At 63.7% G+C, this 15,587-nt stretch carries 8 protein-coding genes; 2 read left to right on the forward strand and 6 right to left on the reverse strand.

Annotated elements, in window-relative coordinates:
- The 4 genes from CQ002_RS22885 to CQ002_RS22900 form a co-directional block, all read right to left on the reverse strand.
- Nucleotides 1–762: hypothetical protein (locus CQ002_RS22885; protein WP_105712393.1), on the reverse strand; the 762-nt coding region annotated here is incomplete at its 3' end.
- A gap of 138 nt (nucleotides 763–900) precedes the next feature.
- On the reverse strand, nucleotides 901–1,962 hold the full coding sequence (locus tag CQ002_RS22890) for a lipocalin-like domain-containing protein (RefSeq protein WP_069077765.1): 1,062 nt from the start codon (nucleotides 1,960–1,962) through the stop codon (nucleotides 901–903).
- The gene (locus tag CQ002_RS22895; RefSeq protein WP_105162541.1) at nucleotides 1,952–4,414 is read right to left on the reverse strand and encodes an FtsX-like permease family protein; all 2,463 of its coding nucleotides are present in this window, start codon (nucleotides 4,412–4,414) and stop codon (nucleotides 1,952–1,954) included. Before CQ002_RS22895 ends, CQ002_RS22890 begins: the two co-directional genes overlap by 11 nt.
- Before the next feature lies 1 nt (nucleotide 4,415).
- Nucleotides 4,416–5,084 (reverse strand): ABC transporter ATP-binding protein, encoded by a 669-nt coding sequence (locus CQ002_RS22900; RefSeq protein WP_034107402.1) that lies wholly within the window; start codon nucleotides 5,082–5,084, stop codon nucleotides 4,416–4,418.
- A gap of 275 nt (nucleotides 5,085–5,359) precedes the next feature.
- On the opposite strand from CQ002_RS22900, the gene CQ002_RS22905 reads away from it, so the two are divergent.
- Together CQ002_RS22905 and arnT are read left to right on the forward strand one after the other, a co-directional pair.
- Nucleotides 5,360–6,034: a histidine phosphatase family protein gene (locus CQ002_RS22905; RefSeq protein WP_177431179.1), complete on the forward strand. Its 675-nt coding sequence runs from the start codon at nucleotides 5,360–5,362 to the stop codon at nucleotides 6,032–6,034.
- A gap of 178 nt (nucleotides 6,035–6,212) precedes the next feature.
- Nucleotides 6,213–7,868 carry a lipid IV(A) 4-amino-4-deoxy-L-arabinosyltransferase gene (gene arnT, locus CQ002_RS22910; protein ID WP_105162542.1) on the forward strand — a complete coding sequence of 552 codons (1,656 nt, stop codon included), beginning with the start codon at nucleotides 6,213–6,215 and terminating at the stop codon, nucleotides 7,866–7,868.
- A 2-nt stretch (nucleotides 7,869–7,870) separates the two neighbouring features.
- Here the strand turns inward: arnT and CQ002_RS22915 are convergent, their stop codons facing one another.
- Together CQ002_RS22915 and CQ002_RS22920 are read right to left on the reverse strand one after the other, a co-directional pair.
- The gene (locus CQ002_RS22915) at nucleotides 7,871–8,797 is read right to left on the reverse strand and encodes an ATP-binding cassette domain-containing protein (RefSeq protein WP_105162543.1); all 927 of its coding nucleotides are present in this window, start codon (nucleotides 8,795–8,797) and stop codon (nucleotides 7,871–7,873) included.
- Nucleotides 8,798–9,117: 320 nt separating this feature from the next.
- A complete protein-coding gene (locus tag CQ002_RS22920; RefSeq protein WP_105162544.1) occupies nucleotides 9,118–15,339 on the reverse strand; it encodes a non-ribosomal peptide synthetase in 6,222 nt (2,073 codons plus the stop codon).
- Nucleotides 15,340–15,587: the final 248 nt, after the last annotated feature.

Below are 15,587 nucleotides of genomic sequence, written 5' to 3' on the forward strand. Positions count from 1 at the left end.
ACCCACAAACCTCCCCGTCTCCACATACTTCGCCCTTCGACACTGCGCCTCCCTCCCCGTCACACACGCCTCCTTGATCTCCAACCCCGCCACGCCCACGTCCAGCGCCAGTCCCACATAAGTCCCTCTGCTCAACCACCTCGACGTCTGCGCCATCTCCCGCATCCGCTGCGCATACCCCGCGATCTCACCTTTGTGCAAATAACGCTTGGTCGATATCCCCAACACTTTTTTCAACGACTCATTACCCTGCAACCCCGTCCCAAACCGGGCCGCGCCTTGCAGTTGCACCTCCAGGCGTCGGAACAACGCCTGGCGGTGCTGGACAAACGCTGCCCGATCCAAACCGCCGTCTTTCAGCCGCTGATGCAGCCGAGCGGTTTCCTCCAGCGTTTGCGCCACTTCATCCAGGTGCCGCGCCCAGGCTGATGTCGCACTGCCGACGCCAATCGAGGCATTCGCCATAAAACTCTGCAGCAAGTCATAGTTGGCGATCATCGCCGTGCCAGCCGCTGCATTCAGTTCCAGGTGTCGTCGGACCTCTTCGGCATGGCGCATCAACCAGGCCTCCTCGACCGAGCAACTCACGCTGTGGCTGTCGGGGATAATCACCAGTTGACCCGGCGCGACCAGGCCGGGCCGCAAGTGCCGGTTCAGCACATCAAAATGATCGGAACGCGATCGGCTCAGGGCATTGCCCATCATTCGGGATTTGAGGCTGTGATAGTCCGTTGCGCGCTCGTTGATATAGCTCTGCGCCATGCTTTACATCCAGGATGCAATGAAAATGGCGTCGAAATATAAGCAAGCACCTACGCCCCGGACACACGTCCAGGGGGGGCTGATTCACATTTGGGAAGCTGCCTACACAGCGAAGAAATAGAACCTACAAAAACAACCCTAATACCCAGTCATCTCCAGGTAACCCACCCCGCCTTCGAACTGCACAGGTCCTTCCCAGTAGGGAATACTCAGGTTCATCCAGGCGTTCGGGTTAACGGCCCGAGTGGTGATATCCAGCTGTTTGCCGGGGATCTTCAGCGACCAGCGAGTAGGAATCTGACGCCCGTCAATGGCGGTGGTGTCCAGCGGTGTCAGTTGGATATCTGCATTGTGCAGCGTCTGGGTACGCCCTTCGCGATCAATCCAAGTGCCGGTCAGGTACGACGCACCGTCGGTTTGCCGCACACGGAACAGCATCAACTGCTCGCCTCGGTCCAGGTGCAGGGAGAACCAGTCCCAGCCGGTCTGGCTGGCGGTCAGCGGTTGGCTGCTCCATTCGCGGTCCAGCCAGGCCGGGCCGGTGACTTGATACACCTTGCCGTCAATGCTGACGCTTCCGCTGGCGTTGAAAAACGGCTGGCTGTAGTAGTACGACGCCTGGCCCTGGTCGGATTTGCGGCTATAGCCGTTGTCGCCTTGCAGCACCAGCGGACGGCTGGAGGTCAGGTGCAGGTCGTACGCGAATTGAGTGCCGCTGGCCTTCAGTTGCATATCCGTCAGGCTGCTTGTCGCGCCGGGACGGGTGGCGAAATTCCAGTCGTCGATCCAGGCGTTGAACGGCACCGCCTGGGCCCCGGCCTGGCCGACGCCACCGCGCGCGTAACGCTCGGCGGCATAGTGGTGGGTGGCCGACGTAACGGCTGCGTGGCCAAGCCAGACCGTTGGATCCTGCCAGCCCGCGTGCATCGGCCCGGCCTTGAGGGCATTGCGAAACAGTGTCCATTGCACGCCGAATACATGGCCCTGTTCATCCTTGAGGTTGGCGGTGACGTACCACCACTCGATACGAAAACCTTCGTGAGGGCCATGATCCTCGGGGAAGCTGAACACCCTGCCAGGCAGCACTTGGGCGAACTGCGCCGCGTCGCTGCCCAAACCGGCGAAGCTTTCCTGTGGCGCGGGGACTTTGTCGCAAGCGACCAGTAACAGAAACACCCACGGCAGACACTTAATCTTCATTGGCAAACGTCCTCAACAAGTCCGCAGGACGGCTGCGGTACAACTGCCACAACGGCCAAGCCGAGGCCAGCAAGGTGGCGAGCATTGCCAACCCGAGCAATTGCGCCAGCTGCCACGGAAACACCTGCAACGGCAGGCGCCAGCCAAAGGCCTGCACATTGATCACCGCATCCAGGCACCACGCCAGCAACAGGCCAAGCGGCAACGCCAGGACCAGGGTGAGCACTGCCAGCAGCCAGGTCTGGCCCAGGTTGAGCAGCATCAATTGCCGGCGCGTGACGCCCAGTGCCCACAGCGGGGCGAGTTGGCCAAGGCGGCTCTGGCTCTGGGTCAGCAGGCTGATAAACAGCGCCACACCGGCCACGCCCAACGTCAGGCTGTTCAGGGCTGCAGTGGCGGCGAAGGTGCGTTCGAACACCTGGCTCGACCAACCCTTGAGTTGTTGTTGGTCGACGATACGGCTGTCTTCCAGGGCAAAGGCGCGTTGCACCTCGCGCACCAGCGGCGCCACCTCCGCCGGCGACACCCGCAGGTTGAAACGCGCCGGTGACAGCGTCGGCCAGTGGGCCAGCAGGTGTCGGGCATTGACCAGCACATGGCCCTTGGGGTTGCCGTAGTCGGCGTAGATGCCCACCACTTTCGGCGCCCACACACCTTGGGGCGTAGGAATACTCACGCTGTCGCCCAGCCTCACGTCGAGCCGACGCGCCAGTTGCTCGCTGAGCATCAGGGTATCGTCGTGCAGCAACTGATCCCAGGGTTCACTTGCCGCCTCCAGCAGCGGCCAATGCTGGCGATAGGTGGGGTCGTCGACCACGCCAAACAGGTCCGCCGGCCAGCCCTGCAATTGCACCGCGACCTCCCAGGTGGGCAGCACGGTCTGCACACGGGGCTGTTGCGCCAGCCAGGTACTGAGTTGTTCAGCCTGGGCCGGGGTTTGTGGGTTTAGATACAGCTCGGCCGTCAGGCGTTGCTCCAGCCAGTTGTTGAAGGTGTGACGAAAACCCGAGGTCATGGAGCCGGCACCGATATTCGCAGCCAGGGCCAGGAGCAACGCCATCAGGGCCAGGCTCAAGGCCGGCAATTGCTGGCGGCAGTCCGCGAGAAACCATTGGCCGAGCACCGAGCGGCTGCGCCCCAGCACAGCCTTGAGCAGGCCATTGAGCACCACCGGCAAACCGAGGGCGGCCCCAAGGAGCAACGCCGCCATCAGCACAAAACCGGCCGCCAGGCTGTTGCCCAGCCACAGCGCCAACAACGCGATCAACAGTGCCGCACCGGCCACCCAGCCTTGGCGACGCAACCAACGGCCATGCGCCTCATGCCAGGCCTGGGCGTTGGCCAGCGCCAGCAATGGCAAGCGCGCTGCCCGCCACAGGCTGCTCGCACCGGCCAGCAAGGCACCGAGCAAGCTCAAGCCCAACCCAGCGCCCCACCACCAGGGGCTGAGGCTCAACTGGCCCGGCACCTCGGCGCCATACAACCCGCGCAGGCTGGCGGCCACATCCGGCAGCAACAGGCTGGCCAGCAGGTAGCCGCTGGCCACACCGAGCACGCCGCCGAGCAACGAGAGCACGCCGAACTCCACGCCAAGGCTGGCAATCAACATCCGCACGCTGACGCCACAGGCCCGCAGCGTACGCAGCAACCCGCGCCGTTGCTCCAGGGCCAGGCCGATGGCGGCGTGCACGATGAACAGCCCGACCACGAAGGACAGGACACCCAGTGCATCGAGGTTCAGGTGAAAGCTCTCGGTGAGGCGTGCAAGGTTATTGTCCTCGCCCTGCTTGAGCTGCAACCCGGCGGGCGGCGTGGGATGGCCTGCGGCGAATGCCTTGTCCACCAGCAGGCGCGACAGGCGACCCGGCATTTCCAGCAGCGGTTGGGCAAAACCGATATCAGTGAGCAACAGGCCGGGGGCCATGTCCGCTTGAGTTTGCAGCGGCGGCAATAGGTGCCCGCCCAGGGTGATAGGCCGCTCACCTTCGCGCAACCCCAGGGCCTGCAAGGTCTGTGGCGCGATCCAGGTGCGCCCTGGCGGGTCGAAGAACGCCAGCATCTGCGCCTGGCTCAAGCGCTGCCCCGCCACCGCGCCACTGCCGGGCAACGACACGGGGTCGATGCCCATCAATTGCAGGCGGGCTTCTTCCTGCCCCTTGAGTCGAACCCGCCCTTGCACCACCGGCGACACTGGCCAGCCGGCACGACGCAATTGGGCAAACAACGCTTGGGGAACACTGGCACCGTCCGGCGCGCTGAGACTGGCCTGGGGTTCACCACCGATCAATTGGCTGGCACGCGCATAGCTGTCGCGCGCCTGATTGTTAAGGGCTTGCACACCAATCAGCAGCGCGGTCGCCAGCCACAAACCGGTGAGCACGCTGAAAAACTGCACGGGATGCCGCCGCCAGTGGCTGAGCAGCGCGCGTAATGTCCAGTAGAACACCGCCATCTCAGGCGACGCCTGTGGGGACGACACGACCGCGATGCAGCACCACCTGCCGGTCCAGTCGTGCGGCGATGCGTGGGCTGTGAGTGACCATCAACAGGCTAGTGGGGCTGTCGCGCAACAGGTCCAGCAACAGTTGCAGCACTTCATCGCTGGTGCCTTCATCAAGGTTGCCGGTGGGTTCATCAGCCAACAACAACCCTGGTCGCGACGCCAGCGCGCGCCCGACCGCCACCCGTTGTTGCTGGCCACCGGAGAGTTGTTCCGGGTAGCGCTTGAGCAGGTCGCCCAGTCCCAGGCGCTCCACCAACTGTGCCTGCCATTGCGGGTCAAAACGCCCTGCCAACCGCGCCTGGAACGCCAGGTTGTCCTCGACCCGCAGGCTGCCGATCAGGTTGAACTGTTGGAACACCAGGCCGATTTCAGTGCGTCGCCAATGGGCAAGTTGCGCTTCGCTGAGCTGGTCGAGACGTTGCGCGCCAACCTGGATGCTGCCGCCATCCACCCGGTCAAGCCCGGCCACCAGGTGCAACAGGGTGCTCTTGCCACTGCCCGACTCGCCCATCAATGCCAGGCTGCTGCGCTCGGCCAGGTGCAGATCCACCCCTGCCAATACCGCCAGCGGCCCTTGGGGAGTGGCATAGCTTTTAAACACCTCGTGCACCTGCAACATGGCAACTCTCATTTGATGGGCGGCAATCGAGAATAACGGCTGCCGCTCAGGGCCATGCAAATTTTTCACATGGATTTCACCGGTTAACCACCCCTGCCACTTTAAATTGCCGCCCAAGGGTCATTGGTCGGCAACTTGTTAGTTGCCCTGACTGGCAACTTTTAACCGCCCTATGTTCAGCGAAAAGACAGCCTGCCTGTGACAGCCTCCTGCTTCACCGCGGGTATTCGCCAACACCTTGAACCCAACTCATTACAACGCTGACAACGATGCCCATGGTGAATGAAGTGGTTGACCTTACCCTGACCAAACCGCGTTCGCGCCGGGCCTTTATCAAGCGCCTGCGACCGCTGTGGCTGGGGATCCTGGTGATTGGATTGCTGTGCGCTGGCAGCCTGCTGTGGCACGCCTCGCCACGAGACCTGGGCGTTGGCAACCGCCTGCTGACCTCCCAAGTGCTGCCCCTGTGGCGCGATGGCGACCTGATCGTACTGGTACGCCACGAAGAGCGCTGCGACCGCTCGACCAACCCCTGCCTGGGTCCCATGGAAGGCCTCACGGCCAGCGGCAGCCAGCAAGCCGAAACACTGGGCAGAGCCTTTAAAACATTGGGCATGGAGGGCAGCGATGTGCTTGCCAGCCCGGCCATCCGCACCGCCCAGACCTTGCGGTTCATGTTCGGTAAAAACGAATTGACCTCAGGCCAGCAAGCCGTCTGCGGCGCGGCCATGGGCGAGGAACTGCTCAGCCACAAAACCCCGGGGCGCAACCTGGTATTCGTCACTCACAGCGGCTGCATTGCCGACTTTGAAAGCACCCTGGGCTTTCCCCATGCGACGTTCCCCCAGTACGGCAGCGCCCTGTTCGTGCAGGTGCTGCCCAATGGCAAATTCAAGGCCTTGGGCATCGTCAATAACTCGGACTGGCCCACCGCACTGAAACAACTCTAACAACTTACCTGTGCGCCCTGTTCAGCAAAAAGACAGCCCTGCTCTGGCATGTTGAGTTGCGCCTGTTAACTAAGCACTTCATGAAGACCTTCTGCAACTCAGTGAACGCTGTGAATCCTTTCGCTATTACTTCATTACTTCTAACCTCTGCCACTAAACGTCAGGGAGCGACGTTTTCATGACTCGATTAAAACCCCTGCCCGTATTATTACTGGCCGTTGTCGCGTTTTACCTGTTGCCCCTGGGCCTGCACGGTTTATGGACGCCCGACGAAACCCGCTACGCCCAGATCAGCCAGGAAATGCTCCAGAGCGGCAACTGGGTGGCGCCGCATTTCATGGGTATCCGCTACTTCGAGAAACCCGCCGGCGGCTACTGGTTGATCGCCCTTGGCCAGGCCGTGTTTGGGCAGAATCTGTTCGGCGTGCGCATCGCCTCGGCCCTCACGACTGGGCTGAGCGTGCTGTTGGCCTACCTGATCGCTCGTCGCCTATGGAGCGACCCGCGCAAAAGTTTCGCCTGCGCCCTGCTCTACCTGAGCTTCGGCCTGGTGGCGGGGCAAGCGGGCTATTCCAATCTCGATCCGCAATTCACCCTGTGGGTCAACCTCAGCCTGGTAGCCTTGTGGTATGCGCTGGACAGCACTACGACACGTGGCCGCCTGGGCGCTTGGACAGTGCTGGGCCTGGCCTGTGGCATGGGGTTCCTGACCAAGGGTTTCCTGGCCTGGGCCCTGCCAGTGCTGATCGCCGTCCCCTACATGCTCTGGCAGCGGCGCCTGGGCGAACTGCTGCGCTATGGCCCGCTGGCCATAGCGGTTGCCGTGTCGGTGTGCTTGCCGTGGATGCTGGCGATCCATCTGCAGGAGCCGGACTTCTGGCGCTTCTTTTTCTGGAATGAACACATTCGCCGCTTCAGTGCCGACAACGCGCAGCACGTGCGCCCATGGTGGTTCTTCCTGCCAATCATCGCAGTGTCGTGCTTGCCCTGGGCGGGACTGTTGCCCAGTACCCTGCGCGCAACCTGGCAGCAAAAACGCCAGCCGGCCATCGCCTTCCTGGCCCTGTGGCTGCTGCTGCCCCTGGGCTTCTTCAGCCTGAGCAACGGCAAGCTGCCGACCTACATCATGCCGTGCCTGCTACCCCTGGCGCTGCTGATGGGGCACACCCTTGCAGACCTGATCAGCAATGGCCGCGCGCGCACCGTCTGCCTCAACGGCCTGCTCAACTTCGTGATCGGCATGGTCGCGATGATCGGCCTGATCTACCTGCAAATCGCGCGGCCGCTGTACAGCAACAGCCACGCCGAAATGTTCAGCCTGTCCCTCGCGTTTATCGTGTTGCTGGTGTGGATCCTCACCAACCTGCTGCAAGCGTTTCGCCCACTGACGCTGTGGGCCATGCCGGCCCTGGGCATCGGTGTGCTGGTGATCCTGTTGCCGGCAAGCATGCCGGCGTGGATCGCGGACAACGAAATGCCCGACCAGTTTGTGCTCGAACACTTGGATGAATTGCAGCAGACCCAGGCCCTGCTGAGCAATGACCTAAGCAGTGCCAGCGCCCTTGCCTGGCGCCTGCAACGCACGGAAGTGGCGCTGTATGACACCGAAGGCGAGTTGCGCTATGGCTTGCAGTACGCGGGGGTGGTGCATCGCAAAGTGGAATTTGAAGCGCTCCAGAGCTGGCTCAAGGACGCACGCCAGCGCGGCTCGGTGGGCGTGCTGATGCGGGTCAGGAGCACCAGCGAGATGCGTGAGGCGGGGCAGTTGCCGCCTGGGGGCAAGCGGTATCACAAAGGGTACCTGGAGTTGATTGTGTACCCGCAACTGCGATGAAATCAGCGAGGCTTGGTCTGCACCGGGTCCACCCCATCGAACGGTGCGACACTACTGCCCAACCTCCCCACCTGCTCCTGCAACGCCCGCCCCTCCGCCCGGTTGCGAATGAACCCGGCGCGGGTAAACCGTTCCAGGAACGGCACCGGCATGGCCTTGTCAGGCGTCACCGCAGGATGCTCGGCCACCTCCCCAAGCAAGGTGCACGCCGCACTCGGCAGGTGCCGGGTATTGAGGTCACGGGCCAGTCGACCTTCCTGCAGCACGATCGCGCGATTGGTCACCCGTTGCAGGTCGGACAAGCGCTGGGAGATGTAGAGGATCGCTACGCCCCGTGCGCGCTGGCTGTCGATCAGGCCCAGCAGGCGTTCAGCGTCGGTTTCCGACAAGGCCGCGGTAGGTTCGTCGAGGATCAGCAACTTGGGTTGCAGGGCAAAGGCGCGGGCCAGTACCAGCAATTGACGGTCTGCCCTATTGAGGCGTTCGACCGGGTGTTGCAGCGGCAGGTCCAGGCCGAGCCCGGCAGCAATGGCTTCGGCGCGTTGCAGCAGGCTTTTGCGATTGAGCAGGAAATCCGCGTCAGGCAGCCCCAGCTCATCGAGCAACAGGTTTTCCGCCACGCTCAGGCCAGGAGCGATGGCGTCGTCGGGCTGTTGGTGCACGGCCACGATGCCGACGCGGCGTGCCGACAGCGGCGAGGTGAAGCGTTGGCGCTGCCCCTCGACCCATAGCTCACCGGCATCCGGCGCGAGGCCGCCGCTGAGGAGCCTGACCAACGTCGATTTGCCCGCCCCCGCCGCACCGAGCAAGGCCACGCCCTCTCCAGGGTAAATATCCAGGCTCACCTGATCCAGCGCCCGCTGGGTGCCAAAGGTCTTGCACAGGCCAAGCAGGCGGATCAGGGGCTCGGGGACAACCGGGTGGCTCATGGCTAATCTCGAAGGCGCAACGATGACTCATTACAACGCACGATAGCGCTGATTTATTCCGAACAACAATGAGTTAGGCCCTGAATTAAATGCGTTACCTCATGAACAATCCAATAGCTGGATCGCATAGACGAATTGTTTTGAGTTATAAGGCACTTGACTGCAGTTGGGTGAATGCTTTCAGCACCGTATCGGTGCCTCCAGCATCCATTGATGCGCAAGAGTTGCCACGGTGGCGCGGGATCGACGCCACACGACGAGCATGAACACCTCCCTGCGGCGCCGGCAAGCCGGCGTCCACACGGGGTGCGTTCCACCGCCTAGAGGCGGCGCCGGCGGTTAAGCTGAGGGATCGCAGCCTGGGGGACCTCCACGCGCGGCACATGCGTCGCCGTTTGCGCAGCCAGCTGTGCCAGGGTGGGATGACTGAACAACATCCGCGCATCCACCTCCAACCCGGCCTTGCGCATCCGCGCCACCAGGTTAACCGCCAGCAATGAATGCCCGCCCAGTTCAAAGAAGTGGTCATGCCGCCCGACCCGTTCGAGCTTCAACACCTCGGCCCAGACCCCGGCCATCAAGGTTTCCACGTCCCCGACCGGCGCTGCATAGGCACGGCTCACCACCGACTCCAACCCCGGCTCCGGCAATGCCTTGCGATCAAGCTTGCCCGCAGGGTTGAGGGGCAATGCATCAAGCTGCACAAAGGCTGCGGGCACCATGTACTCCGGCAATTGCGCCAACACATGGGCGCGCAGCGCTTCCAGGCTCGGCGCCTCTGCACGCACGGTGAAATAGGCCACCAAGCGCTCATCGCGAATCAACACCGCCACTTCACGCAATGCCGGGTGCGCCGCCAGGCGTGATTCTATTTCTCCCAGCTCCAGGCGCACGCCGCGCAGTTTGACCTGGAAGTCGTTGCGCCCGAGGAACTCCAGGTTGCCATCCGGCAGATAACGCACCAGGTCACCGGTGCGGTACAGCCGATCCCCTTGCACAAACGGGCTGACGATAAAACGTTCGGCAGTCATCTGTTCCAGCCCAAGGTATCCACGGGCAACCCCAACACCGCCGATATGCAACTGGCCGCTCACGCCCATCGGCACGGGTGCATCGTGCTCGTCCAGCACATACAAGCGCGTGTTGGTGATCGCCCGCCCAATCGGCAATTGCAGCGCAGGCACCGCCGCGCCGGGTTCCAGGGTCCAGGCGCTGCTGTCCACCGTGGCCTCGGTGGGGCCGTAGACGTTATGCAGGCGCACCTTGGGCAAGCGCTTCTGCACACCCCGGGCCAGGACTTCGGTGAGTTCGCCGCCGCCGCACAACACATCGGTGAGGCTGGTGCACAGGGCCGACTCTTCCAATTCAAGGAACTGCTGCAGCATCGCCGGCACAAACTTGATCACCGTGATCTGCTGCTCGCGAATCACCTGCGCCAGGTAGGCAGGCTCGCGATGACCATCGGGCCGCGCCAGGACCAAGCGCATGCCGTTGGTGAGTGGCCAGAACAGCTCCCACACCGAACCGTCGAAACTGAACGGCGCCCGTTGCAACAGCGCGCCGCCTTCGGCATTGGGGCACAGCCGAGAGCCCCAGTGCATCAAGTTGCCGAGGCCGCGATGTTCGATCATCACCCCCTTGGGTGTACCGGTGGACCCTGAGGTGTACATGACGTAAGCCAGGTTGTCGGCGCCCAAGCCCGGCACCCGCGGATTGCCGATGGGCGCCTGGCTCCAGGCACAGTGGTCGAAGTCGATCACCGGGATCGACACCTCGCCAGGCACGTCACGGGTCGCGGCGTGTACCAGCAACGCAACCGGTTGGCTGTCGCGGAGCATGTACGCCAGGCGCTCGCGCGGGTAGCCAGGGTCCAGCGGCACATAGGCGCCGCCGGCCTTGAGGATGGCCAGCAGGCCCACCACCAGGTCCAGCCCACGCTCGACACATAGCGCCACGCGGGCGTCCGGCTGTACGCCGCGTTCGCGCAGGTGGAAGGCCAGTCTGTTGGCGCGCTCGTTGAGTTCGCGGTACGTCAGTTGCAACGCGCCGGCCTGCACAGCCACGGCGTGCGGGATATGCCGCGCGTGGGCTTCGAACAACGCCTGCACGGTGAGGGTCTCGGGGTAGTCGGTTTGCGTGGCGTTGAAGTCCACCAGCAAGGTGTTCAATTCGCTGGCGGGCAGCACCTGCACCTCACGCAACGGCCGTTGCGGCGCCTGCTCCAAAGCGTCCGCCAGGTTGATCACCACGGTTTCGAGGTAGTCCAGCAAACGCTCGGCGCCGACCTTGCGCGGGGCCTTGGCCTTGAGGCGAAAACCGCTGGCGCTGTCGTCCACGGTCAACATCAGCGGGTAGCTGAGAATGTCCTCGCTGCTGAGCAAGGCAATGCCCGGCACCAGGGTGAGGTCGCGCTCGGTGTCGGTATGCCGGTAGTTGAGCAGGCTGTTGAACAATGGCGAGGCGCTGCTGCAGCGTTGGGCCAGCGCAAGGGAGGCCTGTTCATGGGCAAGCAACGCGCTGAGTTGGGTGTGGGTGTGCATGAGCGCATCGGCCACCGTTCGTCCGGCCAGGCGCACCCGCAGCGGCAGCGTGTTGATGAACATGCCCAAGGCCCGGTCGGCGCCCTCGCCCGCCAGCAAACGGCCGAGCAGCACGGTGCCGAACAGTACATCGTCGCGGCCTGCGACACGGCTGAGCACCTGGGCCCAGGCCAGATGGAACAGGCTGGCGGCGCTCACGCCCATGCCGCGCGCCTGGGTCCGCAAGCGCTGATTGAGAGCGTCGCTCAGCCCACGCTCGGCCTCATCGGTCTGTGCGCGGTCCGCCTGGCGCTCCGGCAGCGCGAAGGCCAGCGTCGGCTCGTCCACATCCCCCAACTGTGCGCGGAAAAACGCCTCATGCCCTGCCTGTCGCGCCGGGGAACGGGCTTGCACCACGACATTGCGATACGGCACCGGCACCGGCAGTTGAGCCTGTTGGCCGAGCAAGTGGGCGCGAATTTCCTGCATCAGGATCGTGGTCGAGGTGGCGTCGTTGACCAAGTGATGGAAACGCAGCCGGGCAACCCAGCGTGGTTGCTGCGGCTCCTCGGCATAGTCCAGGGCCATCAGCGGCGCCTGGCGCAAGTCCAGCGGTGCATGGCCATCGCGCAGCGGTTCGACGCGCAAGTGCGCCTGGCGCCACACCACCTGCATGGGCTGCTCCAGGGCCTCCCACGCCAGGCTGGTACGCAGGATGTCGTGGCGGTTGATCACCTGCTGCAGGGCCTGGGCGAACGCGTCCAACTGCTCGCGCCGCGCAAAGCTGAACAGTGCCTGTTGTTGATAGGGATCACGCGCATCGGTGAGGTGATGGAAGAGCAACCCTTCCTGCAACGGCGCCAACGGGTAGATGTCCTGTATGTTGGCCGCGCCGCCGGGAATGCTGGCAGCGATCAGGTCCAGGCTGGCGGGGTCCAGTTCGGCCAGGTCCGCCTCATCTACATCGCTGTATTCACTCGCCGCCGCCAAGGCCGCCAGGGTCGGCTGGCCAAACAGCACCTGCACGTCGGCGCGCAGCCCGACCTGGCGCATGCGCTGCACCAGTTGCACCGCCAGCAGCGAATGCCCGCCGAGTTCAAAGAAGTGGTCGTGACGCCCAACCTGATGCACGTGCAACAGCTCGGCCCAAATCTGCGCGAGTAGGCTTTCCACCCCAGCGTGCGGCGCTTCATACAGGCGAGTGACGAAGGCGTCCTGGGCCGGTGCCGGCAACGCCTTGCGGTCGAGCTTGCCGTTGGCGGTCAAGGGCAGCGCCTCCAGTGGCTGGTAGGCGGCCGGCAGCATGTAGTCGGGCAACGAGGCTTGCAGGTGGGCGCGCAGGGCCTCGACCTCCACGGCTTCGCGCGGGACGAACCAGGCGAGCAACTGCCCTTCGCGCGACTGCACCACGGCTTCCTGGACGTGCGGGTGAGTGGCCAGGGCGGATTCGATTTCGCCCAGTTCGATGCGCACGCCACGGATTTTCACCTGGTCGTCATTGCGGCCCAGGTATTCGAGGTTGCCCTCCGGCAGCCAGCGCACCAGGTCGCCGGTACGGTACATACGGCCCTGTGCGAACGGGTCGTCGAGGAAACGCTCGGCGCTGAGTTCGGGGCGATTGAGATAACCCCGCGCTACACCTTTGCCACCGACGTACAACTCCCCCGCGACACCAATGGGCACTGGCCGTTGTTGGGCGTCCAGCACGTACACGCAGGCATTGGCGATGGGTGCGCCGATATGCAGCGGCGCGCCCACCTGCATACGGCCGGAGGTGGCAACCACAGTGGCTTCGGTGGGGCCATAGTTGTTGATCACCGCGAAAGACTGCGCCTGGGGGAAGGAACGCAGGCGGTCGCCGCCGATCAGCAGGGTGCGCAGGGTCGGGTGTTGCAGGCCCTGGCTGAACGCGTATTCGGCCACGGGGGTCGGCAGGAAGCACACGTCCAGCGGCTGCTTGCGCCACCAACCGAGCAACGCGTCGAGGTCTTCGGCGCCGTCATGGGCGGGCGGCAGGTGCAGCGTCGCGCCCACGCACAACGCCGGCCAGACTTCCCAGGCCATCGCGTCAAAACCAAAGCCGGCGACACTGGCCGTGTGGCTGCCGGCGTGCAGGTCGAAGGCCTGGCAGTGCCAATCCACCAGGTTCGAGACGGTGTGGTGCTCGACCATCACGCCTTTGGGCAGGCCGGTCGAGCCGGAGGTGTAGATCACGTAGGCAAGGTGGGAGGGGCTGACCGAGACGCGGGGGTTGGTGCCCAGGTGAAAGGTTGGGCGGTCGAGTTGAATCACCGGCACATCCAATGGCGGCAAGCGTTGCACCAGCTCGTGCTGGGTCAACACCACCACCGGCTCGCTGTCCTGTAGCAAGTAGTTCAGGCGTTCGGCGGGATGAGCCGGGTCAACCGGTACGTAGCAGGCACCGGACTTTAGAATCGCCAGCAACCCCACCAGCGTGTCCAGCCCCCGACGCGCCAGTATCACCACACGGTCGTCCGGCTGTACCCCTCGCTCCAGCAGTTGATGGGCCAGGGCGTTGGCCTGCTGGTTGAGTTGGGCATAGGTCAGTTGCCGGCCCTGATGCTCCGCCGCCACCGCGTCCGGCGTGCGCGCGGCCTGGCCTTCGATGCGCGCGTGCAGGGTTTGCGGTTGCGCGTTGGGCTGGGCGGTGGCGTTCCAGTGTTGCAACTGGGCCTGTTCGGCGGGCGTTACCAGGGAAAAGTCGCAGATCTTCAGTGTGGTGTCTTCCAGCCCCTGCTCCAGCAGCCAGGTAAAGCGCTGCGTCAGGGCGAGCACTTCGTCGTGCTGGAAGTACGCTTCGTTGTAGACGCAATGCAGGCAGGCAGTGTCCTGATAGCGGTTGCTGCGCAGGTGGATAGCCAAAGGCAGCGGCTCATGGTGGTTGGACACCTTGATCGCACGGGCCTCAGTGGTGCCGTAGCGCAGTTCATGGTCGTCCTGCTCGAAGGACACCGACAGGTCGAACAACTGCCCGCGATCGCTGCGGCGCAGGCCCAGCTCACGGTTCATCTCGCTGAGCGGGAAACGCTGATGGCGGAAGTCCTGCTTGAGCTGGTCACGCACCCCGCGCACCAAGGCGCTGAACGACAACTGTTCATCGAACTGCAGACGTACCGCGCTGACCTGGGTAAACAGCCCGACGGTAGAACGGAACCGCGCATTGGAACGGTTGAGAATCGGCAGCCCCACCACCCAGTCCTGACGCTGGGCCGTGCGGGTGAAATACACGTGCATCGCCGCCAGCAACACATGAAACGCCGACGCCTGGTAACGGTTGGCCACGTGCTCCATGCGGTTGAGCAGTGCCACCGGAAACGCTTGCGCCAGGCTATTACTGGGGGCCTTGGCGGTGTGCCGTGGGGTCAGCAATGGCTCCGGAAGTACCCGGTATTTGTCCAGCCAGTAGGCCCGGTCGCGGGCATAGCGGGCCGAGGCTTGATAGCGCGTGTCCGTGTCGATGAAGTCGATGTAGGACGGTGCCAGCGGCTCGGATGGCCGGCCTTGTTCCAGGTCCGTGTACAGCCGGGCAAGCGACTGCAGCATCTGGCCAAAGCCCCAGCCATCGAGAATCAGGTGGTGGGCCTGGGTGCCGAGGCGGTAGTGATGGGTATCGAGCTTGACCAGGAAGAAGCGGAACAGCGGCGCGCCCTGCATTGCAAAAGGCAAGGCCATTTGCGCCTGCATCAGGGCGAGGCTTTCGGCGTGTGGGTCGGGCACTGCGCAAACATCATGCAGCGCCAGGTCAACGGCCAACGTGGCGGCGAAGGTCTGCCTGGGCAGGCCATCGGCATCGCTGTGCAGGTGCGTGCGCAAGGCGTCGTGCTTGGCCACCAGCTGCTCGAGGGCACGCTGCATGAGGCCGGGGTCGATGGCGCCGGCGAAATCCACATAGCCGCCGATGTTGTACAGCGGTGAGTCGCCCACGCGCAGTTGGTCGAGCCAGATGTCCTGTTGGGCAGCGGTGAGGGGGAAGCTGGCCGGCAGGCGGGTGGAATGCTTCATAAGATCCTTCTCATGGGGGTCAGGCACTGGCCGCGCAGGGAGGCCCATTACGACGAATGGGCCGGATTGGAGCATGGGGGCCAGGGGCTGTCTGTCACCCTAAACCCGGACATCCCTGGGCGAAAACAGGCTTGGCTGGGGGTTCAGTGCTGAAACGATTAAAGAGGTGTAGGACATTGACTATATTTGACCGATGTCGGATTTAATCGGCCTCGTTTGGAATTATTTTTTTCCTTTATTTATCAGAC

Origin of the sequence: Pseudomonas sp. MYb13 (genome assembly GCF_002980075.1) — a bacterium.
Classification (GTDB): domain Bacteria; phylum Pseudomonadota; class Gammaproteobacteria; order Pseudomonadales; family Pseudomonadaceae; genus Aquipseudomonas; species Aquipseudomonas lurida.

What these genes read in the sequence shown, in the direction of transcription:
- CQ002_RS22890 (WP_069077765.1), bottom strand. Translation starts at nt 1,962, where the DNA reads ATGAAGATTAAGTGTCTGCCGTGGGTGTTTCTGTTACTGGTCGCTTGC.
- CQ002_RS22895 (WP_105162541.1), bottom strand. Translation starts at nt 4,414, where the DNA reads ATGGCGGTGTTCTACTGGACATTACGCGCGCTGCTCAGCCACTGGCGG.
- CQ002_RS22900 (WP_034107402.1), bottom strand. Translation starts at nt 5,084, where the DNA reads ATGTTGCAGGTGCACGAGGTGTTTAAAAGCTATGCCACTCCCCAAGGG.
- CQ002_RS22905 (WP_177431179.1), top strand. Translation starts at nt 5,360, where the DNA reads ATGGTGAATGAAGTGGTTGACCTTACCCTGACCAAACCGCGTTCGCGC.
- arnT (WP_105162542.1), top strand. Translation starts at nt 6,213, where the DNA reads ATGACTCGATTAAAACCCCTGCCCGTATTATTACTGGCCGTTGTCGCG.
- CQ002_RS22915 (WP_105162543.1), bottom strand. Translation starts at nt 8,797, where the DNA reads ATGAGCCACCCGGTTGTCCCCGAGCCCCTGATCCGCCTGCTTGGCCTG.
- CQ002_RS22920 (WP_105162544.1), bottom strand. Translation starts at nt 15,339, where the DNA reads ATGAAGCATTCCACCCGCCTGCCGGCCAGCTTCCCCCTCACCGCTGCC.